Source organism: Variovorax sp. 05L425 (assembly GCF_056397705.1).
In genome coordinates this window covers 74194-98634 of sequence record NZ_JBFTNY010000002.1, presented here as the reverse complement: position 1 = coordinate 98634, position 24441 = coordinate 74194, and the positions used below count along the sequence as shown (strand labels likewise).

Here is a 24441-nt window from a genome sequence, read left to right as displayed (position 1 = left end):
AACCCCAATCCACGCATCGGAGCACACCATGGAAGACATCGTCATCGTTTCAGCCGCACGTACCGCTGTCGGCAAGTTCGGCGGATCGCTGGCCAACATTCCGGCCACCGAGCTGGGGGCCATCGTCATCAAGGAAGTGCTGGCACGTGCCAAGGTCGGCAACGATCAGATCGGCGAAGTCATCATGGGTCAGGTCCTGACGGCGGGCAGCGGACAGAACCCTGCGCGCCAGGCGCTGTTGAAGAGCGGCATCGTCAACTCGACGCCGGCGCTCACGATCAATGCCGTCTGCGGCTCGGGCCTGAAGGCGGTGATGCTGGCGGCGCAGGCCGTGGCCACCGGCGACAGCGAGATCGTCGTCGCAGGCGGACAGGAAAGCATGAGCCTCGCGCCCCACGTGCTGCCCAACTCGCGCAACGGCCAACGCATGGGCGACTGGAAGCTGATCGACTCGATGATCGTCGACGGCCTGTGGGACGTCTACAACCAGTACCACATGGGCATCACGGCAGAGAACGTGGCCAAGAAATACGACATCAGCCGCGCTGCCCAGGATGAACTCGCGCTCGGCAGCCAGACCAAGGCCGCGGCCGCGCAGGACGCCGGCAAGTTCAAGGACGAGATTGTCGCCGTGAACATTCCGCAGAAGAAGGGCGACCCGGTTGTCTTCGACAAGGATGAGTTCATCAATCGCAAGACCAACGCCGAAGGCCTCGCGGGCTTGCGCCCCGCCTTCGACAAGGCAGGCGGCGTGACGGCCGGCAATGCCTCGGGTCTGAACGACGGCGCCGCTGCGGTGATGGTGATGACCGCCAAGAAGGCGGCGGCGCTGGGCCTCAAGCCGCTCGGCCGCATCGCCAGCTACGCAAGCACTGGCCTCGATCCGGCCTTCATGGGCATGGGCCCGGTGCCGGCATCTCAGAAGGCGCTGCAGCGTGCCGGCTGGAAGCCCCAGGACCTCGACGTGCTCGAAATCAACGAAGCCTTTGCGGCGCAGGCCTGCGCGGTAAATCGCGAGATGGGCTGGGACGTGAACAAGGTCAACGTGAACGGCGGTGCCATCGCCATCGGCCACCCGATCGGTGCGTCCGGCTGCCGCATCCTGGTGACCTTGCTGCACGAGATGCAGCGGCAGAACGCCAAGAAGGGTATTGCCTCGCTGTGCATTGGCGGTGGCATGGGTGTCGCGTTGACGATCGAACGGTAACCCTCGGCCCCCTTGCAGGGGGCAACACCAGCGGACCGGCAGAGCCGGTCCGCTGTGTTTCTGGCACTTGTATTTCTGAGGAGACGCTTTGGACGAAAAAGATGCCGAGCTGTTTCGGGTGATTCGGGACGAGCTCTTTGTCGCGGCTGTGGGTGATGTGCTGGACACGATGGGGTATCAGCATCAGTTCTTGCCGGCGGGGATCATGCCGCTGGAGAAATCGATGCGGATTGTCGGGCGTGCGATGCCGGTGCTTGAAGCGGATGTCATCAACGACGGCAATCGGTCGGCGGGGCCGCTGTCGGGCAAGCCCTTCGGGTTGATGCTGGAGGCGCTGGACGACCTGAAGGCAGGCGAAATCTACATCGCCACCGGCGCGTCGTTGCGTTATGCACTCTGGGGTGGATTGATGTCGACGCGGGCACAACACCTGAAGGCGGCAGGTGCGATTCTTGACGGCTATGTGCGCGACGCAGATGAGATCGAGCGTCTGGGATTCAACGTGTTTTGCCGCGGAACCTACGCGCAGGATCAGGGCGTGCGTGGGCAGGTGATCGACTATCGCTGCACCATCGAAATCGACAGCGTACGCATCGCGCCGGGCGACCTGCTCTTCGGCGACCGCGAGGGTGTCCTGGTCATTCCTCGGGCGGTCGAGGCGGAAGCGGTGGCCAAGGCACTGGACAAGGTGCGCACCGAGAACAAGGTCGCGGATGCAATCCGCGGCGGCATGAGTGCCTGCGAGGCACTGGCGACATTTGGCGTGATGTAGACGCTGTCCTGGCTCGGCATGTCGCGGGCTGGCTTCGAGGCTAGAGGCTCATTACCGGCCTTTGTCGGTGAATGGTGTGCTGTTGTTCCACAGTACGCTCCTCGGCCTGTCGCTGATTCCGCTCGGATGCCTGCGTCCAAGCTTGGGTGCTTTGCGCGATGGGCGTGTTGAGGGCCTCGACCGTTGGCACACTGGCGATCCGTTTGAGGGCCGAGTCCAGCGCACCCTGGACGGCGAATACCTTCGAGGTGTCGGTGCTTAGCGCCACGTGGTCGATGCGGTCCATGCCATTTGTGCGGGCGGCGACGAGTCGGAATTGCCATGGTGGCCCAACCGAGTCGCGTTCGGCTCCTTGTCGAAGTAATGTTTTCCGGCCGCTTCGACATTGCGGGAGTTGGGTGTGATTGAAAGATCGGCGTTGAGGGTGAAGCCTTCCTTTGCGCTGAACTGCAGGCGTCCGGCGACTTCCTTGGTTTCGACGAAGTCTTTGAAGTAGCCGACGTCATCGACCAATCTGCCAAGTTCTGACAAGTCGGCTTCCGGATTGCTGTGCTTCACGCGACTGACCAACGCATTCCACCCGGCAATATGCGCGCTGGCTTCGTCGCTGCGATTGATGGCGAGCATCCGGTCCAACGCCTGGCTGTAGTCGTGGACGGCTTGACCACTTGCCAGCACACCCCGCGCGTTCTGGTCGAACTGTTCGAGACCCCGTCTGGTGAGCTCACGGTTGATGCCATGCTGGATTTCATGGCCCATGAGGAAGGTGAGCACATTGCGTTGCTTGGGATCAATGAGATTGCTGTGCTTCAGATTGACGGTTTGCGTGTCCGGGCCGTAGCTGGCGCCAGCGTTCTCGTTCGCGGGCATCAGCGCGAAGTGCTTCAAATGACCTTGCGCGACTGCATCGTTCATTTGTCGCATCAACACGGGCGACTCTTCGATGACCGCGCGCAGATTCTGATAAGCCACTGAACTCGGATCACCGACCCCACGGATCACCTGCTCGAGTTGGGGACTGATGGCACTCATTACATCGCCCCCAGATCCATGTATTTCTCAAGGAAGCCGATGGAGAGTCGGCTGATGCAGTCGTGCGAAATCTTTTCCAGACTTTCATTGCTCTCGCCGACAACTCCGATCTCCACTTCGACCAATCCGCGCTGGGACTGCCGAGCGGGGCTCTCGCGGCGCGTGTTGCCAACATGCCGGTAGCCCATGTTGAGCAGCGCATCGTGGAACTGCGCCACGTCGAGCTGACAGATGTCTGTCATGGGTGCGTCTTGATTTGCATGTTTCTTGATCTCATGGAACCCCAAGCTCAGACCAGGAAGATGCGTCGCGTTATTCGGCCCCAAGATGTACAGGTACCACCACGTCTCCGTGAGTGGTTGGAATATTTCGTATGCGTCATTCGTGGGTTTGTCAGAAAAGGGTCTCATGGCGAAGCCGCTGAATTGCGCCACCCGTTCAATCGTCAGGTCCTGCGGCTGGTGCAAGGTGTCGATGAGCGCCAACAGCCGGCGCAGCACTTCGGGCGCATCGAGGAGCGGAGCCGCGGCGAGGCGTGGACTGGACATGATCTTTTCCTCCGATTGAACAAGGGGTGTGCTGGTCACGGATGAGCAGGCGCTGAGCGCAATTCCCATCGACAGACAGAGAAGACCGCCAGCCAGCAAGCCCGTTGACGTTTTTTTTGAGTTGTCAGAATTGATCGAGTCGACAGAAGCCGCGAAACGCTTAGTTCGCGGGCCGCCTCTGATCATTGATTGAAGCTTCCACAGAAGCTTTCGGCCAGCCATGCCGTGGCCCATGGCGATGCGTTGAATCACCTTTTCCTCCCTGTGCGCAGAAATTTTTTTGCATTCTATGCACGTCTCGGCAATAGCTCGCCTCCGGCGAGTTCTGTCAGCCACTGTGTCGTATCGAACACGCTTTTTGACATTCTTGTTAGGGAAAACAGAAGCCCCTCTTCCGCAAACGCTGATTGCACCTTCGCGCTTCAGCAATGACCATCGGGCTCCAATTTCCAATCAACAAGGAGGCACCATGAGAAAAATCACAACGGGTCTGAAGGCCCTTGCCTTTGCGAGTCTGGGCACCTGCCTGCTCGCATTGCAGGCACCCGCAGTCGCGCAGGCTACCTGGCCCGAAAAGCCCGTCACGATGGTCGTGCCGTACTCGGCGGGCGGACCCACCGACGTCGTGGCGCGCATGCTCGCGATCCCGATGGGCAAGTCGCTGGGGCAGCCAGTCGTGGTCGAAAACACCGTCGGCGCGGGCGGCACCATCGCGCCGGCACGGGTGGCGAGGGCTGCACCCAACGGCTACACGATCCTCATCCACCACATGGGCATGGCGACCGCGCCGGCGCTGTACAAGAAGCTGGCGTACGACCCGCTCAAGGACTTCGAATATGTCGGCCAGGTCCTGGACGTGCCGATGACGCTGCTGTCGCGCAAGGACTTTCCGGCCAACAACTTCCAGGAACTGCTCGCCTACGTGAAGGCGAACAAGGACAAGGTGTCCCTCGCCAATGCCGGCGTCGGCGCGGTGTCGCAGTTGTGCGGCCTGTTGTTCACGAGCCAGATCGGTGTCGAGCTCACGACGGTGCCCTACAAGGGCGCCGGTCCGGCGCTCAACGATCTGATGGGCGGGCAGGTCGATCTGCTGTGCGACCAGACCACGCAGACCGCGCCCGTCATCAAGCAAGGCAATCGCGTGAAGGTGTTCGGCGTGACCACGCCGACGCGCCTGTCGAGCATGCCCGACATTCCGACGCTCGACGAGCAGGGCCTCAAAGGTTTCGACGTGCGCGTATGGCACGGCATCTACGCGCCCAAGGGCACGCCGCCTGCCGTGATCAACAAGCTCAACGCCGCCTTGCGTGTCGCGCTGCAGGACGACATGGTCAAGCAGCGCCTCGCCGACCTGAGTTCTGAAATCGTGCCGATGGACAAGGTGACACCGGACGCCTTGCATCGTCACTTGGAAGCCGAGGTCGCCAAATGGGGCAAGGTCATCCGCGAGGCCGGCATTCAAGGCGAATGACACGGGTTCGCCCCAGGGCCCGTCAATCCGAGAGGTCGATCAGCACCGGTTGATGGTCGGACGCTTGTGTCTTCAGATCGACCTCGACGCGGCGCACGCGCGGCGCCAGGGCGTTGCTCACGAACACGAAATCGCAGGCGATCGGATCGGAGCCGTAGGTGCGATCGAAAAGCCGGAAGGTCGCGTCGTGCGGACGATCGGGACGGGCCAGTGGCCAGGCATCCTGGAGGCGTTTGTCGGGCGTGCCGCCCGCGGGTAGCGCGGGATCCGTGAAGGGCTCCTGGAGGGCCTCATAGGCAGGGTCGGAAGCCACCATGTTGAAGTCACCGCAAAGGATGGCCTGCGGCGTGTGCAGCTTGGGCTGGAAAGGCGAGCCGAGCGGATCGGCGACCGGCGGCGTCGCCGCCTGCTCGCAGGCTTGCAGGTGCAGGTCACGCACGGCGCGGGCCTGGGCGAGACGCTGCGCCGCCGAGTAATACTCCAGGTGCGTGGTCATCACGCGCAGCGCGCCCAATTCGGGGCTGGTCAGCGTGACGACGGTGCACATGCGCGGCATGCTCGTCACACTCGGGTCCGCCGGCCAAGGCAAGGGGTGGTGCTGCACGCGAGAAACCGGCAGACGGGTCGCGATCAGGTTGCCGAATCGCTGGCGTCTGCCCTTGTCGTCGAACTCGTCCACGGCCGCGCCGAAGAAGACCTGGAAATCCGGAAGCAGCGCCTGGAATTCGGCCGGTTGGTCGCCCGGCCGGCCTGGCATCTCGTCGAATCCGGATGCGATCTCCTGAAGGCACAGCACGTCGAAGTCGCCCATGGCGCGTGCGCCGTCGACGATGCGTCGTGGACTCACGACCCCGTCGAGGCCGCAGCACCATTGGGTATTCCAGGTCACCAGTTTCATTTGATGCCAGCCCTCATGAAGCTCTGGACGAACTGTCGCTGAAAGAGCAGGAACGCGATCAGCAACGGCGCCGATGTCATCAATGTCGCCGCGGTGATGACCGACCAGTCGACGCCCTGGTCGACCGACGAGAACACCTGCAACCCCACCGTCAATGGTCGCGCGTTGACGCTGTTCGTGATGATCAGCGGCCAGAGGAAGTTGTTCCAGTGAAAGCTGATCGACACCAGCGCGAAGGCGGTGTAGACGGGCTTCGCGAGCGGCACGTAGACGCGCCACAGCGTCTGCATCGCGCTTGCGCCTTCCACGCGCGCGGCTTCGTCGAGTTCCTTCGGAATGCCCATGAAAGTCTGCCGCAACAAGAAGATCGCGAAGGCGGAGGCGAAGTAGGGCAGTCCGATCGCGACCAGGGTGTCGACGAGGCCGAGTCGTGCCATGGTCTTGTAGTTCTCGACCACCAGGATGTCCGGCATGATCATCAACTGCACCAGCACGAGTGCGAAGGCGATGCCGCGGCCCTTGAATTCGTAGCGCGCGAAGGCATAGGCGGCCAGCGTGCCCAGCACCAGTTGCACAACGAGCACCATCGCGACCAGCAGCGTGGTGTTGAGGAAGTAGCGAGCGAAGGGGGCGGCTTCCCAGGCGCGGCGGAAGTTGTCGAGCGTGAGCGGCGCGGCCAGTGCGAAGCGCGTCGAATATTCAGCGGGATGAAAGGCCGTCCATACCGCGTAGGCGAGCGGCAATATCCACAGCAGCGCCAATAGCCAGGCCGCCACCGTGTCGAGCCAGGTCGGCTCGTTGAAGGCCAGCCGTTGTGCGGGAACGGCCGCGCTCATAAGCTAACCTCCGTGCTGCGCACTGCGGTGCGAGCGCCTTCGGGCGGCCGGGCGGCGCTCATTGGTAGTGAACCTTCTTGTCCAGCACGAAGAACTGGAGGAGCGCTATGCCCGCGAGCACCACCACCAGCACGACCGTGATCGCCGACGCGTACGCCGTATCCCAGAAGCTGAACCCGACCTCGTACAGGTGATAGAGCAGCAGGATCGACGCGTTGTCCGGCCCGCCGCGCGTGAGCACGAAAAGGTGGTCGACCATCCGGAATGCGTTGATGAAGGCATTGACCAGCACGAACAGCGTGGTTGGCATGAGCAGCGGCCACTGCACGCGGCGGAAGAAGTACCAGCGCGATGCACCTTCGATGGCTGCGGCCTCACGCAGGCTCGGATTGAGCGACTGCAGCGCGGCCAGGTAGAAGATCATGAAGAAGCCGGCTTCCTTCCAGATGGCTACGAGCGTCACTGCGCCAAGTGCAGTCGAAGGGCTTCCCAGCCAGTTGTGCGAAGGCAGGCCGAGCGCGCCGGTGATCTGTTCGAGCAGGCCGTATTGCGGCGTATAGAAGAAGAGCCAGATGTTGGCCACCGCAATCATCGGCAGCACCGTCGGCGTGAAGTAGGCCATGCGCAGGAAGGCGCGGCCTGCGATGCGTTCGTTGACCCACAGCGCCATGACGAGCGCGAGCCCGATCGACAGCGGAATGGTCGCCCCCGCGAACCAGAGGTTGTTGCGCACGGCCTTCCAGAAGACCGGGTCGCTGGTCATCACCGCGTAGTTCTCGAGGCCGACCCACACGCCCGGGCGCTTGCCCTTGGGCGTGGAAAAGAAGCTGTCGATCAGCGTCGAGACGGCCGGCCAGTGCGTGAAGGCGACAAGCAGCACCAATGCGGGCAGCAGCAGCAACCACGCGTGGATGGCGTTGCGCGATGCGGTGCGTCCGGCGGCGATGCTGTGACGAGCCATCCTCGCGCCAGTCCTTACTTGAACGAGCGAAGGATGCGGTCGGCCTCGCGCTGTGCGTCCTGCATGGCTTGCGCCGGTGTCTTGGTGCCGGTCAGCGCGGCCTGGAGACCGTCGTTGAGCGCCTTGGTCACGCGCTGGTTGTCATGCGTGGAGAACTCGGCAACGGACACCGGCAACTGGTCGCGCGCCACCAGCGCAGCCGGGAAATCGCGCCCGTATTTCTTCAGCGTGTCGGTTTCGTAGGCAGCCGGCGAGACGGCGACGTAGCCCGTGTCCATGCTCCACTGCGCGGCGCGCTCGGGCTGGGTGATCCACTTGATGAACTTGAAGGCCGCCTCTTGCTGCGCGGGCGTCGACTTCTTGAAAATGTAGAAGTTGCCGCCGCCAGTCGGCGAACCCTTGCGCCGGTTGCCCGGGATCATGCCGACGCCGAAATCGAACTTGGCATTGGCCTTGATGTTGGTCAGGTTGCCGGTGGTCGTGAAGATGATCGCGGCCTTCTTCTCGAAGAAGTCCTTGGGCGTCGTGCCCCACTCGACCACGCCGGGCGGGTGGACGCCGGCCTTGCCGAGGTCGACCCAGTACTGCAAGGCTTCGACGACCTTCGGGTCGTCGAACCTGACTGCCGTACCGGCCTCGTTGGCGAGGATCGTGTCGTTCGGCGTCGTCAGGGTCTGGAACAGCCAGTACGGGAAGCCGCTCGACGGAATCTGCACGCCCCATTGCGTGACCTTGCCGCTCGCATCCTTCTTCGTCAGCTTGGCCGCGGCGTCCTTGAGTTCGGCCCAGTTCGTCGGCGGCTTGTTGGGGTCGAGGCCGGCCTCCTTGAACGCCTCCTTGTTCCAGTACATCACGACGGTCGAGCGCTGGAACGGAATTCCCCAGGTCTTGCCGCCGGTCTGGCTGTTCATCATGAAAGCCTTGTAGAAGCCGCCGAGCCAAGCCTTGTCGTCGGCCGTCTTCACGAAGTCGTCGAAGGGAATGATCGCGTCTTCGTCGATCAGCGTGAACATGTCCGTGGACAGCAGCACCGAGGTCACCGGCGGCGTGCCGGACTTGTGCGCCGTCAGGGCTTTGACGATGGTTTCCTGGTAGGTGCCCGCGTAGATCGGCGAGACCTTCACGCCGGGGTTTTCCTTCATGAAGCCGGCCGCGAAGCCGTCGATGGTCTTGGCGATCGGGCCGCCCACGGCGACGGGGTAGTAGAACTGGAGTTCCACCGGCGTCTGCGCGTGCAGCAGACCCGACGCGCCCGCGAAAAGGCCGCCGGCCGCCAGGAAGGGGGCTGCGAGCGTCTTGATGAAAGTCTTGCGTTGCATGGTCTTCTTTTTCCTTGGAAGTAAGGGTCAGTCGTTCAATCGTTCAATCATTCAATCGATTCGCCGGCCGGCGGTGTCGAAGCCGTGGGCGTCCTCGCTCGCCCAGCGCAGGCCGACGCGGTCGCCCGGCTCGGCGTGATGCCGCCCGTCCGTGCGCACCAGCAGCGTCTCGGTCCCGATCAGGCAGTGCAAGACCAGGTCGGCGCCCAGGTATTCCACGCTTTGCACGGTGGCGGCGATGCCCTGCGGGTCGAGCGCGATGGCTTCGGGCCGCACGCCGAGCGTCGCCGCATGCAGGCCGGTGTCCGTGTCGCTGCCCGCGATGCGTCCGGCTTGCAGCGCAACGAGGTTCATCGGCGGCGTGCCGATGAAGCGGGCCGAGAACGTGGTCGCCGGTTGCGCATAGAGGTCGCGCGGCGCGCCGGCCTGTTCGACGCGGCCCCGGTTGAGCAGCACGACCTGGTCGGCCATGCTCATCGCCTCGGCCTGGTCGTGGGTGACGTAGATGACCGTAAGGCCGAGTTGCCGTTGCAGGTCGCGCAGTTCGCGGCGCATGTCCTGACGCAGTTGGGCGTCGAGGTTGGACAGAGGCTCGTCCATCAGGCACACCTTGGCCTGCGCCACCAACGCGCGGCCGAGCGCCACGCGCTGTTGCTGGCCGCCCGAGAGTTGCGAAGGCTTGCGGTCGAGCAGCCCGCCCAGGCCGAGCAGTTCGGCGGCGTGCTTCAACCGTTCCGCGCGCCTGGCGGGCGGCGTCTTGCGGACGGAGAGTCCAAAGGTGATGTTGTCGGCGACGCTCATGTGCGGAAAGAGCGCGTAGTTCTGGAACACCATGGCGATCCCGCGCCGAGCGGGCGGCAGGGCGGTGACGTCGTGGCCGTCGATCAGCACCCGTCCGCCGGTCGCGGTCTCGAGCCCGGCAACAATCCGCAGGGTCGTTGACTTGCCGCAACCCGACGGACCGAGCAGGACGCAAAATGAGCCGGGCTGGATATTTAGATTGACCGCATGCAGGGCAGTGCTCTCGCCCCAGGATTTGGCGATGTCGATCAACGCGATGGAGGACATCGAATCAGTATATGGATCGCTTGTGACACCCGGTTGCAAAGAAGGCTCAGTGTTTTCCTGATCGAAAGTTGGTGAGAAACTTCGCTACAGTGATCTCGCCTGTCCAGGCTTGCACACATCAAGGAACACTCTTATGAGCAAAAAAGTCGCATACGTCACCGGAGGCATGGGAGGCATTGGAACGGCCATTTGCCAGCGCCTTCACAAGGACGGTTTCACCGTCATCGCGGGCTGCGGCCCCACCAGGGACTACGCCAAGTGGCTCGGGGAACAGAAGGCCGAAGGCTTCGATTTCCACGCGTCGGTCGGCAACGTCGGCGATTGGCAGTCCACGGTCGAGGCCTTCACCAAAGCCAAGGCCGAGCACGGCAGCATCGACGTCCTGGTCAACAACGCGGGTATCACCCGCGACCGCATGTTCCTGAAGATGACCCCCGAGGACTGGAGTTCGGTGATCGAGACCAACCTCAACAGCATGTTCAACGTCACCAAGCAGGTGGTGGGCGACATGGTCGAAAAGGGCTGGGGCCGCATCATCAACATCAGTTCGGTCAATGGCGCCAAGGGCCAGGCCGGCCAGACCAACTACTCGGCTGCCAAGGCCGGCATGCACGGCTTCACGATGGCGCTGGCGCAGGAACTCGCCAACAAGGGCGTGACGGTCAATACCGTGAGCCCGGGCTACATCGGCACGGACATGGTCAAGGCGATCCGCCAGGAAGTGCTGGACAAGATCGTCGCCACCATCCCGGTCAAGCGCCTGGGCGAGCCGAGCGAGATCGCGTCGATCATCGCGTGGCTCGCGACCGATGAAGGCGGGTACTCCACGGGGGCCGACTTTTCGGTCAACGGCGGATTGCACATGCATTGAGGTCGACTCGCGCCGAAGCCTCGAAGAAGACCCGCCCCGGCGGGTTTTTCATTTTGGGCGGCATCATCTTTCGCGGCTAAAGTCACACCTGTTCCCGTCTCTCATTCATAACGGCCAACAGCAAGGAGACCCACAATGAGTCCAGCCGCACCGGCGAAAGCGAAGCCGCCGATCTACAAATCCCTCTATGCGCAGGTGATCACCGCCGTGATCATCGGCGTGCTCCTCGGGCACTTCTATCCCTCGGTGGGCGAAACGATGAAGCCGCTGGGCGATGCCTTCATCAAGCTCATCAAGATGATGATTGCGCCCATCATCTTCTGCACGGTCGTGCTCGGCATCGCCGGCATGGAAGACATGAAGAAGGTCGGCAAGACCGGTGGCCTCGCGCTCCTGTATTTCGAGATCGTGAGCAGCATCGCGCTCTTGGTCGGCCTGCTGTTGGTCAACTTGATCAAGCCCGGGGCGGGAATGAACGTCGATCCGGCGTCGCTCGACACGCGGGCGCTCGCGGCCTACACCGGCCCCGGCAAGATGGAAGGCACGGTCGACTTCCTGATGCACATCATTCCCAACACCGTGGTCGATGCGTTCGCCAAGGGCGAGATCCTTCAGGTGCTGCTGATCGCAGTGCTTTTCGGCTTCGCGCTGCACCGCTTCGGGGGCCGCGGCACCCTGGTATTTGACGTGATCGAGAAGGGCTCGCACGTGCTCTTCGTGATCATCGGCTACATCATGAAGCTGGCGCCCATCGGGGCCTTCGGCGCGATGGCCTTCACCATCGGCAAATACGGCATCGGCTCGTTGTTCCAGCTCGGCAAGCTGATGGGCACTTTCTATCTGACCTGCCTGCTGTTCATCTTCGTGGTGCTCGGCACGATCGCGCGCTTCCACGGCTTCAGCATCTGGAAGTTCATCAAGTACATCAAGGAAGAACTGCTGATCGTGCTCGGCACTTCGTCGTCCGAATCGGTGCTGCCGCGGATGATGGAGAAGATGGAGAACCTCGGCGCGAACAAGACGACCGTCGGCCTGGTGATCCCGACGGGGTATTCCTTCAATCTCGACGGCACTTCGATCTACCTCACGATGGCGGCGGTGTTCATCGCGCAGGCCACCAACACACCGATGACCCTCATGCAGGAGATCACCTTGCTGGCCGTCCTGCTGCTGACCTCGAAAGGAGCGGCCGGCGTCACCGGCAGCGGCTTCATCGTGCTGGCGGCCACGCTGTCGGCGGTTGGGCATGTGCCGGTAGCCGGGCTGGCGTTGATCCTGGGCATCGACCGCTTCATGTCCGAGGCGAGAGCGCTCACCAACCTGATCGGCAACGGCGTCGCGACCCTCGTGGTTGCCAAGTGGACGGACGAACTCGACATGGCGAGGCTGCAGGCCGGCCTGAACAACGAGACCTGGATCGAAGCACAGGAACCGGAAGAACTGGTCACAGCCCGTACGGGAAAGGTGGCTACTTGAGTCGGCCAGGGGCATCGTTCTTGCAGAATGCAAGGCGATGCCCCATAGCGTTTCACTGATCAATACCGTCGCGGCAGGCCTGGGCCTGGCGTTGCTGCTCGGCTTTCTGGCAGCGCGCTTGCGGCTGCCGGCCTTGGTGGGCTACTTGCTGGCGGGCGTGATCATCGGCCCGTTCACGCCCGGCTTCGTCGCCGATGCCGGCATCGCCGCGCAGCTCGCCGAGATCGGCGTCATGCTGCTCATGTTCGGTGTGGGCCTGCATTTCTCGCTCGACGACCTGCTCGCGGTTCGGAAGATCGCGCTGCCCGGCGCCCTGGTCCAGATGGCCGTGGCGACGTTGCTCGGCGGCACGCTGGCCACGTGGTGGGGCTGGAGTCCGGGTGGTGCGTTGGTGTTCGGCCTGGCGCTTTCGGTCGCCAGCACGGTGGTCCTGCTGCGCGCGCTCGAAAACCTCGGCTTCCTCGATTCGTTCACCGGCCGGATCGCTGTGGGGTGGCTGGTGGTGGAAGACCTCGCGATGGTGCTCGTGCTGGTGCTGCTGCCACCGCTGGCGGGCGCGATGGGCGGCGTGGATGCGGGCGCCCAGGAGTTGCCGATCTGGCAGACGCTGGGCCTCACGCTGCTGCAGGTCGGTGGATTCGTCGCGCTGATGCTGGTGGTGGGGCGAAGAGTCTTTCCCTGGCTCCTGTGGCAGGTCACCCGAACCGGCTCGCGCGAGTTGTTCACGCTCTGCGTGGTCGCGGCCGCGGTCGGCATCGCGTTTGCATCGGCCTCGCTGTTCGGCGTCTCGTTCGCGTTGGGCGCTTTCTTCGCGGGGATGGTGATGCGCGAGTCGGAGTTCAGCCACCGGGCGGCCGAGGAGTCGCTCCCGTTGCGGGATGCCTTTGCGGTGCTGTTCTTCGTCTCGGTCGGCATGCTGTTCGATCCGGCCGTGCTGATCGAGCGTCCTCTCCAGGTGCTCGCTGTAGTACTGGTGATCGTGGTGGGCAAGTCGGTGGCGGCATGTGCGCTGGTGCTGCTGCTTCGTTATCCCCTGGGCACGGCGCTCACGGTGAGCGCGAGCCTGGCGCAGATCGGCGAGTTCTCATTCATTCTGGCTGCGCTGGGTGCACGACTGGGGCTCCTGCCGCCCGAGGGCCAGAGCCTGCTGCTCGCCGGCGCGCTGATCTCCATCGCGACCAATCCGCTGTGGTTCACCCTGATCGCGCCGCTGCAGAAATGGCTGCATGCCCATTCGTCCGTAGCGCGCGGGCTGGAAGCCCGCGATGACCCGTTGGCCGAGTTGCCGACGACTACGGCGGCGCGCTACTTGTCACGGCAGGTTGTGTTGGTCGGCTACGGGCGCGTGGGCCGGCGCATTGCCGCGGCGCTCGCGGCGCACGACGTTCCTTTCGTCGTGGCCGAGCAGAATCGCGAACTCGTCGAGAAGCTGCGTGACCAGGGCATTGCAGCCGTCTGGGGCGACGCCGCCGATCCGGGGGTGCTGATCCAGGCGCACATCGCGCGGGCACGTGTCCTGGTCGTGGCCACGGCCGACGCGATCAATGTGCGACAGATGATCGAAGCGGCGCGAACCCTCAATCCGGCCATCGAGACCGTGATCCGCAGCCACAACGAAGACGAGGCCAGCCTGCTCGTGAAGGAGGCCTCAGCCACTGTATTTATCGGCGAGCACGAGCTTGCCCAGGCGATGGCGCGGGAAGTGCTGTCGCATGCCGCGAGCGCCTGAGTTCTTCAGAGGTCTTCGATCACGAGCGTCCGGTAGCGCTGGGCGATCGAATAGGGCACTTCTCTCACAAGCACCATGAGTCGGTTCGCCGTGGCTTCGTCCTGGGTGCGGACGAGCAGCGCCGTGTGACCTTCGCGCGCCAGCTTGGTGTAGGCCCTCACCGTCGCGGCATCGGTGCCTGCGGAGGGGAGTGGACTGTCCGAGTCGTGCACCGTGGGCGTGATCTGTTCCAGGACGATGTGCGGCGGGATCAAATAGACCTCGTCGCCGCTGAAGCCGTTCTCGATGAGCTGGTGGCCGACCCGGCTTGCGTCGGCTGCGTCCGGAAACATCACCACTGAATGACCCCTGGGGTAGAACGCTCCGCCAACGACCGCGGTCATGTGGGAGGTAAGGGTGAAATGCTTCATGTCTCCTCCTGAGGGTGGATGGACGAACAGTGAGCTTAGGCTGCGCAATGGTCAAGTGCTGTAGGGAAAGATTGGTGGCGCGCCAGCAAACACCCGCCGGGAGCCGTCCATCGAGGTTGTTGGGGATTGCCAGAATTCATACTAATGGTCACATTTGTGACGTTTCGTGATATTGTGGTTAGGCTTTGTCGACCCGGTTGAATAGGATCACCGCTTACCTCGATACCCGCCGCTAACCCCATGTCGCAATTGCGAAATATCGCTCTGACCGTCCAAGAACTCGAAGAAGGCGAGTTCTATTGGGTGTTGATGGAGGCGACGGACAGCGCGGTGGAAGAGGCCTTCTCTTATCTGCCGATCGAAGCGGCGACCGACCCGTACGTCACCTACTCCAATGCCTTGGTCGCGGGCGTGGCGGCGATCCGAAAAATGTTTGGCAAGGACGGCCCGCGGACCTGACCGGGGCGGCCGTCGAATCTGGGGAAACCATGCGGAAACTGGGAGCGGCCATTGCTGCGGGCGTTGTGGTGCTGCTTGCCGCAGGCTGGTTCTACCGACCGATGACTTCGGCGGAATTCGCCGCGTGGGTGCAGACGCTGGGTGTGCTGGCTGCCATCCTCTGGGCGGTCCGGCTGCAGGTGACGGCATCGAAGCAGAGTCTGCGGCAGGCCGGGCAGGTCGCCGCCATCTTCGCGAGCCACATGCACTGGGTTTTCCGCGAGTTGAGCGATGCCTGCGGCAAGCGCAGCTGGGCCGACTACACCGTGCATCGACGCATCCTTCAGGAGGTTCTCTCGCAAGGGCGCGAAGTGACCCTGCAGATGCTGGACGGGCGTTCGCTGGCCATGGTGAGCAGCCTGCGCACCATCGCCGTGGAAGCGCTCGAGATGACCGAAGGCCACACCGATGCCGGCAACTGGCCGCAATTGCATCAATATTTCGAGCGACGGTTGCCGAGCATCGCCGCGTGGTTATCTGCCACCGGCAACCCGCCGGAGAGCAGCGGTCCGACCGACTACGCGGGTCTGCGGACTTCCTTGGGGCAACTCGGCAATCACTGAGCGCTAACTGCTCAGCAACGCAAAGCTCGGTCGCAGGGCCGCATACAGCGCCTTGAAGCGCGCATGGCGGGCGGTCAGCATGCCGGCGTTGGATGGAGTCGGCGCAAAGCGCTGCCGTACCGGCGGGCGTGTGCAGACTTCAGCTTCAGCACCCCCATTCGCCAGCCAGGCCAGCCGCGCAGCGCCCATCGCACCGCCGGCCTCCCCGCCTTCGCACACCGCGAGCGATACCTCGAGGATGTCGGCCAGCAACTGCGACCACCACGCGCTCCGCGCGCCGCCCCCGACAAGCACCAGATCGCCGGCCGGCTTCGCGAGGGTGTCCAGGCCGTCCCGAAGTCCGAAGCTCACGCCTTCCACCACCGCATAGGCGACCTCGGCAGGTCCGTGCGCGTGCGTCAGGCCGAAGAGCACGCCTTGCGCGTGAGCATCGTTATGCGGCGAGCGCTCGCCGGAGAGATAGGGGAGAAAGAAGGGCGCGTGCCTGCGCGCATCGGCATTCAGCGTCGCAGCGGCTGCCAGAAGGGCGGCCTCGTTGCCCAGACCGAAACTGCGGGCGCCCCAGGTCATGGCGCTCGATGCCGACAACATGACCGACATCTGATGCCAGCGTCCCGGCAGGGCGTGGCAGAAGGCGTGTACGGCGCGCGATGGATCGGGCGCGAATCGGTCCCCACACACGAAGATGACACCCGATGTGCCCAGGGAGACGAAACCTTGGCCGGCCTCCACCAGGCCCATCCCCACCGCGCTGGCCGCGTTGTCGCCACCGCCGCCGGCGATCGGTATGTCCGCGGCGAGGCCCCATCGCGCGGCCAGTTCGGGCCTGAGTCGGCCGGCGATGGCGCTGCCTTCGACAAGGGCTGGCATGTGCTGGCGATCGAGCCCGCAGGCGGCGAGCAGTTCGTCCGACCAGTCACGTGCGGCCACATCGAGCCAGAGCGTGCCTGACGCGTCGGACATGTCGCTGGCGCGCGTGCCGCTCAGCATGAAGCGCAGCCAGTCCTTCGGCAGCAGCACGCAGTCGGTTCGCTTGAACAATTCCGGCTCGTGCTCGCGCATCCACAGCAGCTTGGGGGCAGTGAAGCCCGGCATCGCAAGATTGCCCGCGATGGCGGTGAGGCGTGGCACGCGCGCCATGAGAGCTTCGCACTGTGCGGCGCTGCGACCATCGTTCCAGAGGATGGCGGGCCGCAGCACCTCGCCCACGGCGTCGATCGCCACGGCGCCGTGCATCTGGCCGGAAAGCCCGATGGCGCGGACAGCGGCCAGCGCGTCGGCATTGCTTCGATGCAGCGCCGCCAAGACTGTCTCGAGCGCTTCCCACCACTGCTTGGGCGCCTGCTCCGACCACAGTGGCGCGGGCCGGCTCACGGTCAGCGGCGCGCGGGCCAGCGCGACGATGCGATGGTCCGCGCCCAGCAGCAGCGCCTTCAACTCCGACGTGCCGAGGTCGAGTCCGAGGTACACGGCAGTTCCTTCACTTCAGGCAAGACTGCCGAAGCGGCTGTCGCTCTGGCGCCGGAACTCGGTCGGCGTCATGCCCTTGATTTCCAGGAAGCGCCGGTTGAAGTTCGCGACATTGTTGAAGCCCACCTGATAGCAGATGTCGGTCACGTAGTGGTCGGTCTGCATGAGCAGGTGGCAGGCGCTGTTGATCCGCACGCGGTTCACGAAGTCGGTGAAGCTGTTGCCGGTGGAGCGCTTGAAGAATCGGCTGAATCGGCTTTCGCTCATGCCGAGCTCGTTGGCAATGTCGGCCATCACGATGGGCTCCGCCAGATTGGACGTGATGCGGTTGACGATGACGTTGATCTGGTCGACCTCGACATCACCTTCCACGCCCTGCATCTGCACATTGGAAAGCAGCCGGTAGTCCGTGCAATGGACGAGGTCGTCGAGGTATTCGAGGAAGCGCGAGAGGCGCTGCAGGCCATGTGCTGCTTTCACCGCATCCCAGTGGGCCAGGGCGCGGTCGGCAAGGCCGAAGAACTCGATGCCGTGCCGTGCGCGTTCCAGCAACTGGAGCGTCTCGCGCAGCTCCGGGATCTCCGCCGCCGCTCGCTCGATCGGATCGTGGCGGAACTGGATCACGAGATCCCGCCCGGCGACGCCACCCTCGGGCGCATCGAGCGATATCCAGTTGTGCGGCAGCCGCGGCCCGCACAGCACGAGGTGGCCGGGCTGGAACGGGCCGATCCAGTCGCCCACGAAGGCGCGGCCGGACGTCTCGGTGATGAGGTGGAGCTCGTACTCTTCGTGGAAATGCCAGCGCACCAGCGGACTCGGGAAACCGTGCGCAAGGCAACGCACGAGCCCGGTTTCTTCCGGCGCTTCGTAGCCCAGGGACGGCGAGCGCGTGATGTCGCGCTCGAGTTCGGGTTCTCGATGGCGGGGCAGATGACGTTGACGCGCCGATGTCATGGAACGGACCTTCTCATGAACCTCAACTCATGACATTACCACCGTCGACGTTGAGCGTTTGCGCCGTGATGTAGCGGGCCTCGTCGCTCGCCAGGAATACGGCGGCGCAGGCGATGTCGGCCGGTCTTCCCATGCGCCCGAGAGGGACTTCGAGCCCGACCTGGCGCTTCTTTTCGCCCGGCTGGAGGTCCTGGTATTTCGCAAAGAGCGAATCGACATGGGTCCACATCGGCGTGTCGACCACGCCCGGCGAAATCGCATTGACGCGAATGCCGTGCGGCGCCATGGCCAGCGCCGCGCTCTGCGTGTAGCTGATGACCGCCGCCTTGGTCGCGCAGTAGTGCGACACGAGCGCCTCGCCCCGCCGACCGGCCTGCGAGGCCATGTTGATCACCGAGCCGCCTTGCACGCCGGCGTCGACCATGTGCTGAAGTACGCGCTGCATCACGAAGAACATGCCCTTGACGTTGACGGCGAAGAGGCGGTCGAACGAAGCCTCGTCGCTTTGCAGCAGTGGTGCCATGTCGAAGAGCGCGGCATTGTTGACGAGCGTGTGGATCGGCCCGTGCGCTGCCTGCGCCGCGTACAGCATGCCGCCCACGGAGGGCATGTCGGTCACGTCGACTTCCACGTAGGCCAGCGCTTTCGGGTGCTGTCGCCGAAGCAACGCCACGCCATCGGAAGGCTGCGTCGACCGGTCGGCCAAGGTGCAGTTCGCGCCCGCGGCAAGACAGGCTTCGGCAATCGCCAGCCCGATGCCGCCACCGGCACCCGTGATCAGCACATGGCGTTGCGCGAGGCGACCTGTCATTTCCCGGCTCCCTGGATGAATGCTTGAACGCGTGCGTTTGCCTTGCGCATGGCTTCGACCAACCGCGCATCGCCCGCCGCATCGGCCCACAAGGTGCGGTCCGCGCACACAGCGGCAATGGGATCGGCCGCTTCGCAGATCGCGTGCGCCGCGGCTTCGTCCATGCCCTGGTCCTGGTAGACGTAGGGCAGTGTCTTCGCGTGCCAGCGTTGCAGGAACGCCAGGAAGAGGGCGGGCAGCATCGCAACGCTGTCGATGGACTCCCCGCGCCCCAGGCGCTCGCGCACCGTGGGTGCAATGAAGCCGGGGATCTTCGAGAAGCCGTCCATTGCCACGCGTTGGTTGGTGTCGCGGATCGCGGGATTGCCGAAGCGATCGAGTACTACGTCGCGGTACGCCGGCAGGTCGACCGGACTCGGTTTCCCGGGCGCGTTCAGGCAGGGGATGACATCGTCCGTCACGTAGTCAAATGCCATGCGCCGGATCGCCGCGTTGTGCGTGCCTTCGTGGATGTACTGCAGGCCCACCAGCGTTCCGGCCCAGGCGATGCAGCTATGGCTCGCGTTGAGGATGCGGATCTTCGCTTCTTCGTAGGGCGAGACCGAATCAACCAACTGCACGCCGACGCGTCCCCAATCGGGCCGCCCATTCACGAAGTCGTCTTCGATCACCCACTGTATGAAGCTTTCGCCGGTCACCGGCGCAGCGTCATCCCAGCCAGTGGCTTGCAGCACGCGCTGGCGCAATTCGGGTGGCGGTCGGGGCGTGATGCGGTCGACCATTGCGTTCGGGCAGCTCGTCTGCGTGCGCACCCATTCGAGCAGATCAGTTTCGCCGGCGCGCTCGATGAATTCCAGCAGTCCCTTGCGGAAGCGCTCGCCGTTGTGGCGGAGGTTGTCGCAATTGAGCAGCGTCACCGGGCCTGCGTTGGCGGCGCGGCGCGCACGCAGGATCGCGCAGACCGCGCCGTAGATGGTGGTTCCGGCCTGGCTTTTGCGCGCGCGTTCCAGGTCCGCCGCGAGATCGGCCGAAGCGAAATCGAGCCGGTCGTGCGGATCGAGGTAGTAGCCGGCCTCGGTCACGGTGAACGAGACCACCCGCGTGCGCGTTTCAGCGCCACGCGCGACGACCTCGGCAAGGTCCGGGTCATAGGCCAGCACTTCGCGGATCGACGCGATGCGCTGGTAGCGGTACTCGCCGGCGGGCGATACTGTTTCGAGCGTGTACTGTCCGCCCTGCGCGCGCAGCGCGTTCTCGACATCGGCCATGTCGGACCGCAGATTCGCGCCGACCAGTGACCAGCGCGTGTCGCCGGTGTCGATCAGCGCTTGCAGGTACACCGCCTGGTGCGCGCGATGAAATGAGCCGAGTCCGAGGTGGAGCACCACGAATTCGGACGAGATGGACTGAGTCATGGAGGCAACTCACGCAGCGACGGTGCGGCCTTCGCGGTTGAAGAAATGAAGTACCGAAGGGTCCAACTCCACGCTGACGTCATCGCCCGCCTGCAAGTCGGTGCGCTCGTTCTGCCGCGCCACCAGCGGCACACCGCCGACATCGATGTGGATCAATGTGTCGGCGCCGAGCGCTTCGATGAGCTCCACGCGAGCCGGCGCGCCAGTGCCATGACCGTTGTGATGCACGCGCAGGCCCTCCGGCCGCACGCCGAGAAAGCCATCCTGCGGCAGCCGTCCGCCTGTCAGCGCCGAGAAGCTCGGTATCGCCTTCGCCTCCACCATGTTCATCGACGGCATGCCGATGAACTGAGCGACAAATTGATTGGCGGGGCGGTCGTACAGATCCATCGGCGTGCCGACCTGCTCGATCAGCCCGTCGCGCAGCACGACGACGCGGTCGGCCAGCGTCATGGCCTCGACCTGGTCATGCGTCACATAGATGCTAGTCGCGCCGAGTGCGCGGTGCAACTTGTGGATTTCCACACGCGTGTTGCCGCGCAGGGCCGCATCGAGATTGGAAAGAGGCTCGTCGAAGAGAAACACCTTGGGCGCCCGCACGATCGCGCGACCGATCGCGACTCGCTGCCGCTGGCCGCCCGAGAGCTCCTTTGGCGTTCGGTTCAGGTATTGCGTGAGGTTCAGCGTCTTCGCGGCGTATTCGACCTTCGTCTTGATCACGTCCTTGGCCGCCTTCGCGAGCTTGAGCGCGAAAGACATGTTGTCGTACACGCTCATGTGCGGATAGAGCGCGTAGCTCTGGAACACCATCGCGAGATCGCGCTTGCCCGATGGCGTGTGCGTGATGTCCTTGCCGTCGAGCAACAGCTTGCCGCTGGTGATCGATTCGAGTCCTGCGATCAGGCGCAGCAGCGTCGACTTGCCGCAGCCCGAGGGACCGACGAACACGATGAACTCGCCCTTGTCGATCTCGAGGTTCACGCCCTTGATGACATGCGTCTCGCCGAAGCTCTTCTGGATGTTGTCGAGTTGGAGGTAGGCCATTTGAGTTTCCTTGTTCCTTACTTGACGGCGCCGAAGGTCAGGCCTTGAACGAGCTGCTTTTGACTGAACCACCCGAACACCACGATGGGCGCGATCGCCATCACCGAAGCGGCGGAGAGCTTGGCCCAGAACAGGCCTTCGGGACTGGAGTACTGCGAGATCAGCGTGGCCAACGTGCCGGACTTGGCCGACACGAGGTTCAGCGCCCAGAAGGCTTCGTTCCAGCTCAGCACCAGGCACAGCAGGCCCGTGGAGGCGAGCCCGCCGATGGAAAGCGGCAGCACCACGTTCCGGAACTCGGTCCACAGGTTGGCGCCGTCCATGCGCGCGGCTTCGAGGATCTCCGGCGGGATGTCCTTGTAGGTCGTGTAGAGCATCCACACCATGATCGGCAGGTTCGACAGCGTGAAGACGATCGTCAGCGCCGTGCGCGTGTCGAGCATGCCCGCGGTCTGCGCGATCACGTAGATCGGCACCAGTGCGCCCACGGCCGGCATCATCTTGGTGGAGAGCATCCACATGAGGATGTCGCGCGTGCGCTTCGTGCGGAAGAAGGCCATCGAATACGCGGCCGGCGCTGCAATCAGCAGGCCGATGATCGTGGAGCCGATGCTTGTGATGATCGAGTTCTTCGCATAGAGCAGGTAGTCGCTGCGACGCTGCACTTCGGTGAAGTTCTCCAGCGTCGGCTCGAAGAAGAAGAGCGGCGGCACGTGGATGGCCTGCAACTCGGTCTTGAACGAAGTCAGCAGCAGCCAGCCCAGCGGGAAGAACAGCAGCAGCGTAAGCGCCCATGCGACGACGGAGCGCAGCACCAGGGGGAAGATGTTGTCGGTTTGCATGCTGCGGCCCTCAGTCGAGGTTCTTTCCGATGATGCGGATCAGGAAGGCCGCCACGATGTTGGCCAGCACCACCGCGAAGAGCGCACCCGCGGAAGCCACGCCCACGTCGAAGTTCATCAGCGACTGCTTGAAGATCAGGTAGGTGAGGTTGGTGCTCTCGTTGCCGGGTCCGCCGTTGGTCGTGACGGCAATCTCCGCGAACACGGAGAGCAGAAAGATCATCTCGATCATGATCACCACCGCCATCGGCCGGCCGAGGTGGGGCAGGGTGAGGTAACCGAAGCGCTGGAAGGCGGTGGCGCCGTCCATGCGCGCGGCCTCCATCTGCTCGCGGTCGAGCGATTGCAGGGATGTGATGAAGATCAGGCAGGCGAATGGAAGCCACTGCCAGGCCACCATGATGATGATCGAGAACAGCGGTACGTCCGTCAGCCAGTCGACCGGCTCCGCGCCGAACGTGCGCCACAGGTCCGCGAGCACGCCGTAGATCGGGTTCATCATCATGTGCTTCCACAGCAGCGCATTCACCGTGGGCATCACGAAGAAGGGCGAGATGAGCAGCACCCGCACAATCCCGCGCCCTGGGAAGGGCTCGTTCACCAGCAGGGCGAGTCCCACGCCCAGCACCACCGTGATGATGATCACGCTGCCGATCAGCACCAGCGTGTTCCACACCGCCGGCCAGAAGTCGGGGTCGGTGACGAAGTAGCTGAAGTTCGCCAGCCCATTGAACGTGCGCTCGCCGGGCTGCATCAGGTTGTAGTTGACGAACGAGAAGTAGATCGACATCAACAGCGGCGCGAGCATCCAGAGGACGAGCGCGATCACGGCCGGCGCCATCAGCGCTCGGGGTAGAAGTCGGGTCATGGTGCGGACCGGCGGTTGTTCTTCTTGCCGTGCCGGGCTACTTGTAGTAACCGCCCTTTTTCATTTCCCGCTCGGCGGCGGTCTGCGATGTTTTCAGTGCCTGGTCGACGGTGACCTTCCCTGCGAGCGCCGCGCTCATCTGCTGGCCGACCGCGACGCCGATGGCCTGGAACTCCGGAATGGCCGCGTACTGCACGCCGACGTAGGGCGACTTCGGCAGCGTGCTGTCATTCGGGTTGGCCGTGTCGATCGCCTTCTTCTCGGCTTCGGCGAAGCGCGCCGCCTTCATGAACTCAGGCGATGCGTAAGTCGACTTGCGCGTGCCGGTCGGCACCGAACCCCAGCCTTCTTCCTTGGCGACGAGCTTGATGTAGTCCTTGGACGTCGCCCACTTCACGAAGGTCTGTGCTGCATCGACCTTCTGCGAGCTGGCCGGAATCGCCAGTGCCCAGGCCCACAGCCAGTTCGCGCCCTTGGGCGTCACCGCCACCGGTGCCTGCGCGAAGGCCACCTTGTCGGCCACCTTCGATTGCTTCGGATTGCTCACGAACGACGCGGCGATCGTCGCGTCGACCCACATGCCGCACTTGCCTTCGTTGAAGAGCGCGAGGTTCTCGTTGAAGCTGTTGGCCGAAGCGCCGGGCGGGCCGTAGGCCTTCATCAGGTCGACGTAGAAGCTGATTGCGTCATGCCACGGCTTGGTGTCGATCTGCGGCTTCCAGCTCATGTCGAACCACTGGCCGCCGTTGGTATTGACCATCGTCGTGAGGAGCGCCATGTTGTCGCCCCAGCCCGGCTTGCCGCGCAGGCAGATGCCGTAGACGCCGGCCTTCGGGTCGTGGATCTTGCCGGCCAGTTCCTTCACCTGTGTCCAGGTCGGCTGGTCGGGCATCTTGAAGCCCACCTTGTCGGCCAGGTCCTTGCGGTACATGAGCATCGAGCTCTCGCCGTAGAAGGGCGAGGCGTAGAGTTTGCCGTCCGCCGAGAGGCCGGTGCGCATCGCGGGCAGCAGGTCGTCGGCGTCATAGGCTGCGTCGGTCGCGATGGGCAGCAGCCAGCCCTTCTTGGCCCAGATCGGCGTCTCGTACATGCCGATCGTCATCACGTCGAACTGGCCGCCCTTGGTGGCGATGTCTGTCGTCACCCGTTGGCGCAGCGTGCCTTCTTCCAGCGTGACCCACTTGAGCTTGATGTCCGGATGCGCCTGCTCGAAGAACTTGGTGAGCTTCTGCATCTCGATCATGTGGTCGTTGTTCACCGTCGCAATGACAAGTTCGGTCTCGGCGTGCGCGAAGCCTGCGCCTGCGATCGCGAGCACCAGGCCCGCCTTCAGAAAACGCTTCATGTTGTCTCCTTTGTTCGACGACAGGCGGTCGCC

At 63.9% G+C, this 24441-nt stretch carries 25 protein-coding genes; 8 read left to right on the top strand and 17 right to left on the bottom strand.

What is annotated here, in order from left to right:
* Window positions 1-28: 28 nt before the first annotated feature.
* Window positions 29-1207, top strand: a complete 1179-nt coding sequence (locus tag AC1DN9_RS02550; protein ID WP_478096991.1) for an acetyl-CoA C-acetyltransferase — start codon at window positions 29-31, stop codon at window positions 1205-1207.
* 88 nt (window positions 1208-1295) lie between these two features.
* Window positions 1296-1979 carry an RraA family protein gene (locus tag AC1DN9_RS02545; protein WP_478096989.1) on the top strand — a complete coding sequence of 228 codons (684 nt, stop codon included), beginning with the start codon at window positions 1296-1298 and terminating at the stop codon, window positions 1977-1979.
* A gap of 40 nt (window positions 1980-2019) precedes the next feature.
* Here AC1DN9_RS02545 and AC1DN9_RS02540 read toward each other — a convergent pair whose 3' ends face one another.
* From AC1DN9_RS02540 to AC1DN9_RS02530, 3 genes are all read right to left on the bottom strand, one after another.
* On the bottom strand, window positions 2020-2265 hold the full coding sequence (locus tag AC1DN9_RS02540) for an XVIPCD domain-containing protein (RefSeq protein WP_478096987.1): 246 nt from the start codon (window positions 2263-2265) through the stop codon (window positions 2020-2022).
* Window positions 2238-2867 (bottom strand): hypothetical protein, encoded by a 630-nt coding sequence (locus tag AC1DN9_RS02535; protein WP_478096985.1) that lies wholly within the window; start codon window positions 2865-2867, stop codon window positions 2238-2240. The genes AC1DN9_RS02540 and AC1DN9_RS02535 overlap by 28 nt, the downstream gene beginning before the upstream one ends.
* Before the next feature lie 143 nt (window positions 2868-3010).
* On the bottom strand, window positions 3011-3811 hold the full coding sequence (locus AC1DN9_RS02530; RefSeq protein WP_478096984.1) for a hypothetical protein: 801 nt from the start codon (window positions 3809-3811) through the stop codon (window positions 3011-3013).
* A gap of 217 nt (window positions 3812-4028) precedes the next feature.
* Here AC1DN9_RS02530 and AC1DN9_RS02525 point away from each other — a divergent pair, with 217 nt between their 5' ends.
* Complete coding sequence (locus AC1DN9_RS02525; protein WP_478096983.1) at window positions 4029-5030, top strand: tripartite tricarboxylate transporter substrate-binding protein; 1002 nt, start codon at window positions 4029-4031, stop codon at window positions 5028-5030.
* 22 nt (window positions 5031-5052) lie between these two features.
* Here the strand turns inward: AC1DN9_RS02525 and AC1DN9_RS02520 are convergent, their stop codons facing one another.
* From AC1DN9_RS02520 to AC1DN9_RS02500, 5 genes are read right to left on the bottom strand one after another with little or no spacing between them, the layout of a single operon-like run.
* Window positions 5053-5928, bottom strand: coding sequence for an endonuclease/exonuclease/phosphatase family protein (locus AC1DN9_RS02520; RefSeq protein WP_478096981.1), 876 nt, complete (start codon window positions 5926-5928; stop codon window positions 5053-5055).
* Window positions 5925-6764: a carbohydrate ABC transporter permease gene (locus AC1DN9_RS02515; RefSeq protein ID WP_478096979.1), complete on the bottom strand. Its 840-nt coding sequence runs from the start codon at window positions 6762-6764 to the stop codon at window positions 5925-5927. The genes AC1DN9_RS02520 and AC1DN9_RS02515 overlap by 4 nt, the downstream gene beginning before the upstream one ends.
* 58 nt (window positions 6765-6822) lie before the next feature.
* Complete coding sequence (locus AC1DN9_RS02510; RefSeq protein WP_478096977.1) at window positions 6823-7725, bottom strand: carbohydrate ABC transporter permease; 903 nt, start codon at window positions 7723-7725, stop codon at window positions 6823-6825.
* 14 nt (window positions 7726-7739) lie between these two features.
* The gene (locus AC1DN9_RS02505; protein WP_478096975.1) at window positions 7740-9044 is read right to left on the bottom strand and encodes an ABC transporter substrate-binding protein; all 1305 of its coding nucleotides are present in this window, start codon (window positions 9042-9044) and stop codon (window positions 7740-7742) included.
* A gap of 51 nt (window positions 9045-9095) precedes the next feature.
* Complete coding sequence (locus AC1DN9_RS02500; protein ID WP_478096973.1) at window positions 9096-10112, bottom strand: ABC transporter ATP-binding protein; 1017 nt, start codon at window positions 10110-10112, stop codon at window positions 9096-9098.
* Window positions 10113-10245: 133 nt separating this feature from the next.
* Here AC1DN9_RS02500 and phbB point away from each other — a divergent pair, with 133 nt between their 5' ends.
* The 3 genes from phbB to AC1DN9_RS02485 all read left to right on the top strand — a co-directional run bounded on the left by phbB (window position 10246) and on the right by AC1DN9_RS02485 (window position 14188).
* Window positions 10246-10983, top strand: coding sequence for an acetoacetyl-CoA reductase (phbB, locus tag AC1DN9_RS02495; protein WP_478096972.1), 738 nt, complete (start codon window positions 10246-10248; stop codon window positions 10981-10983).
* A 135-nt stretch (window positions 10984-11118) separates the two neighbouring features.
* Window positions 11119-12459, top strand: a complete 1341-nt coding sequence (locus AC1DN9_RS02490; RefSeq protein WP_478096970.1) for a dicarboxylate/amino acid:cation symporter — start codon at window positions 11119-11121, stop codon at window positions 12457-12459.
* 37 nt (window positions 12460-12496) lie between these two features.
* Entirely contained in the window at window positions 12497-14188 is a 1692-nt protein-coding gene (locus AC1DN9_RS02485) for a cation:proton antiporter domain-containing protein (RefSeq protein WP_478096968.1), read from the top strand.
* 5 nt (window positions 14189-14193) lie between these two features.
* On the opposite strand, the gene AC1DN9_RS02480 is transcribed toward AC1DN9_RS02485, so the two are convergent.
* Window positions 14194-14598 (bottom strand): hypothetical protein, encoded by a 405-nt coding sequence (locus AC1DN9_RS02480; RefSeq protein ID WP_478096966.1) that lies wholly within the window; start codon window positions 14596-14598, stop codon window positions 14194-14196.
* Window positions 14599-14838: 240 nt separating this feature from the next.
* On the opposite strand from AC1DN9_RS02480, the gene AC1DN9_RS02475 reads away from it, so the two are divergent.
* Window positions 14839-15057: a hypothetical protein gene (locus AC1DN9_RS02475; RefSeq protein ID WP_478096964.1), complete on the top strand. Its 219-nt coding sequence runs from the start codon at window positions 14839-14841 to the stop codon at window positions 15055-15057.
* Between the two features lie 29 nt (window positions 15058-15086).
* Window positions 15087-15659: a hypothetical protein gene (locus AC1DN9_RS02470; RefSeq protein WP_478096962.1), complete on the top strand. Its 573-nt coding sequence runs from the start codon at window positions 15087-15089 to the stop codon at window positions 15657-15659.
* Between the two features lie 3 nt (window positions 15660-15662).
* On the opposite strand, the gene xylB is transcribed toward AC1DN9_RS02470, so the two are convergent.
* From xylB to AC1DN9_RS02430, 8 genes are read right to left on the bottom strand one after another with little or no spacing between them, the layout of a single operon-like run.
* Window positions 15663-17129 carry a xylulokinase gene (gene xylB, locus AC1DN9_RS02465; protein WP_478096960.1) on the bottom strand — a complete coding sequence of 489 codons (1467 nt, stop codon included), beginning with the start codon at window positions 17127-17129 and terminating at the stop codon, window positions 15663-15665.
* A 15-nt stretch (window positions 17130-17144) separates the two neighbouring features.
* Complete coding sequence (locus tag AC1DN9_RS02460) at window positions 17145-18083, bottom strand: AraC family transcriptional regulator (RefSeq protein WP_478096958.1); 939 nt, start codon at window positions 18081-18083, stop codon at window positions 17145-17147.
* A gap of 22 nt (window positions 18084-18105) precedes the next feature.
* Window positions 18106-18894 (bottom strand): L-iditol 2-dehydrogenase, encoded by a 789-nt coding sequence (locus tag AC1DN9_RS02455; RefSeq protein ID WP_478096956.1) that lies wholly within the window; start codon window positions 18892-18894, stop codon window positions 18106-18108.
* Window positions 18891-20309, bottom strand: a complete 1419-nt coding sequence (gene dalD / locus AC1DN9_RS02450) for a D-arabinitol 4-dehydrogenase (RefSeq protein WP_478096954.1) — start codon at window positions 20307-20309, stop codon at window positions 18891-18893. The genes AC1DN9_RS02455 and dalD overlap by 4 nt, the downstream gene beginning before the upstream one ends.
* Before the next feature lie 9 nt (window positions 20310-20318).
* Entirely contained in the window at window positions 20319-21353 is a 1035-nt protein-coding gene (locus AC1DN9_RS02445) for an ABC transporter ATP-binding protein (protein WP_478096952.1), read from the bottom strand.
* Window positions 21354-21370: 17 nt separating this feature from the next.
* Window positions 21371-22195, bottom strand: a complete 825-nt coding sequence (locus tag AC1DN9_RS02440) for a carbohydrate ABC transporter permease (protein ID WP_478096950.1) — start codon at window positions 22193-22195, stop codon at window positions 21371-21373.
* Between the two features lie 10 nt (window positions 22196-22205).
* Entirely contained in the window at window positions 22206-23063 is an 858-nt protein-coding gene (locus AC1DN9_RS02435; protein ID WP_478096949.1) for a carbohydrate ABC transporter permease, read from the bottom strand.
* 37 nt (window positions 23064-23100) lie between these two features.
* Window positions 23101-24408, bottom strand: a complete 1308-nt coding sequence (locus AC1DN9_RS02430; protein ID WP_478096947.1) for an ABC transporter substrate-binding protein — start codon at window positions 24406-24408, stop codon at window positions 23101-23103.
* Between the last annotated feature and the right edge of the window lie 33 nt (window positions 24409-24441).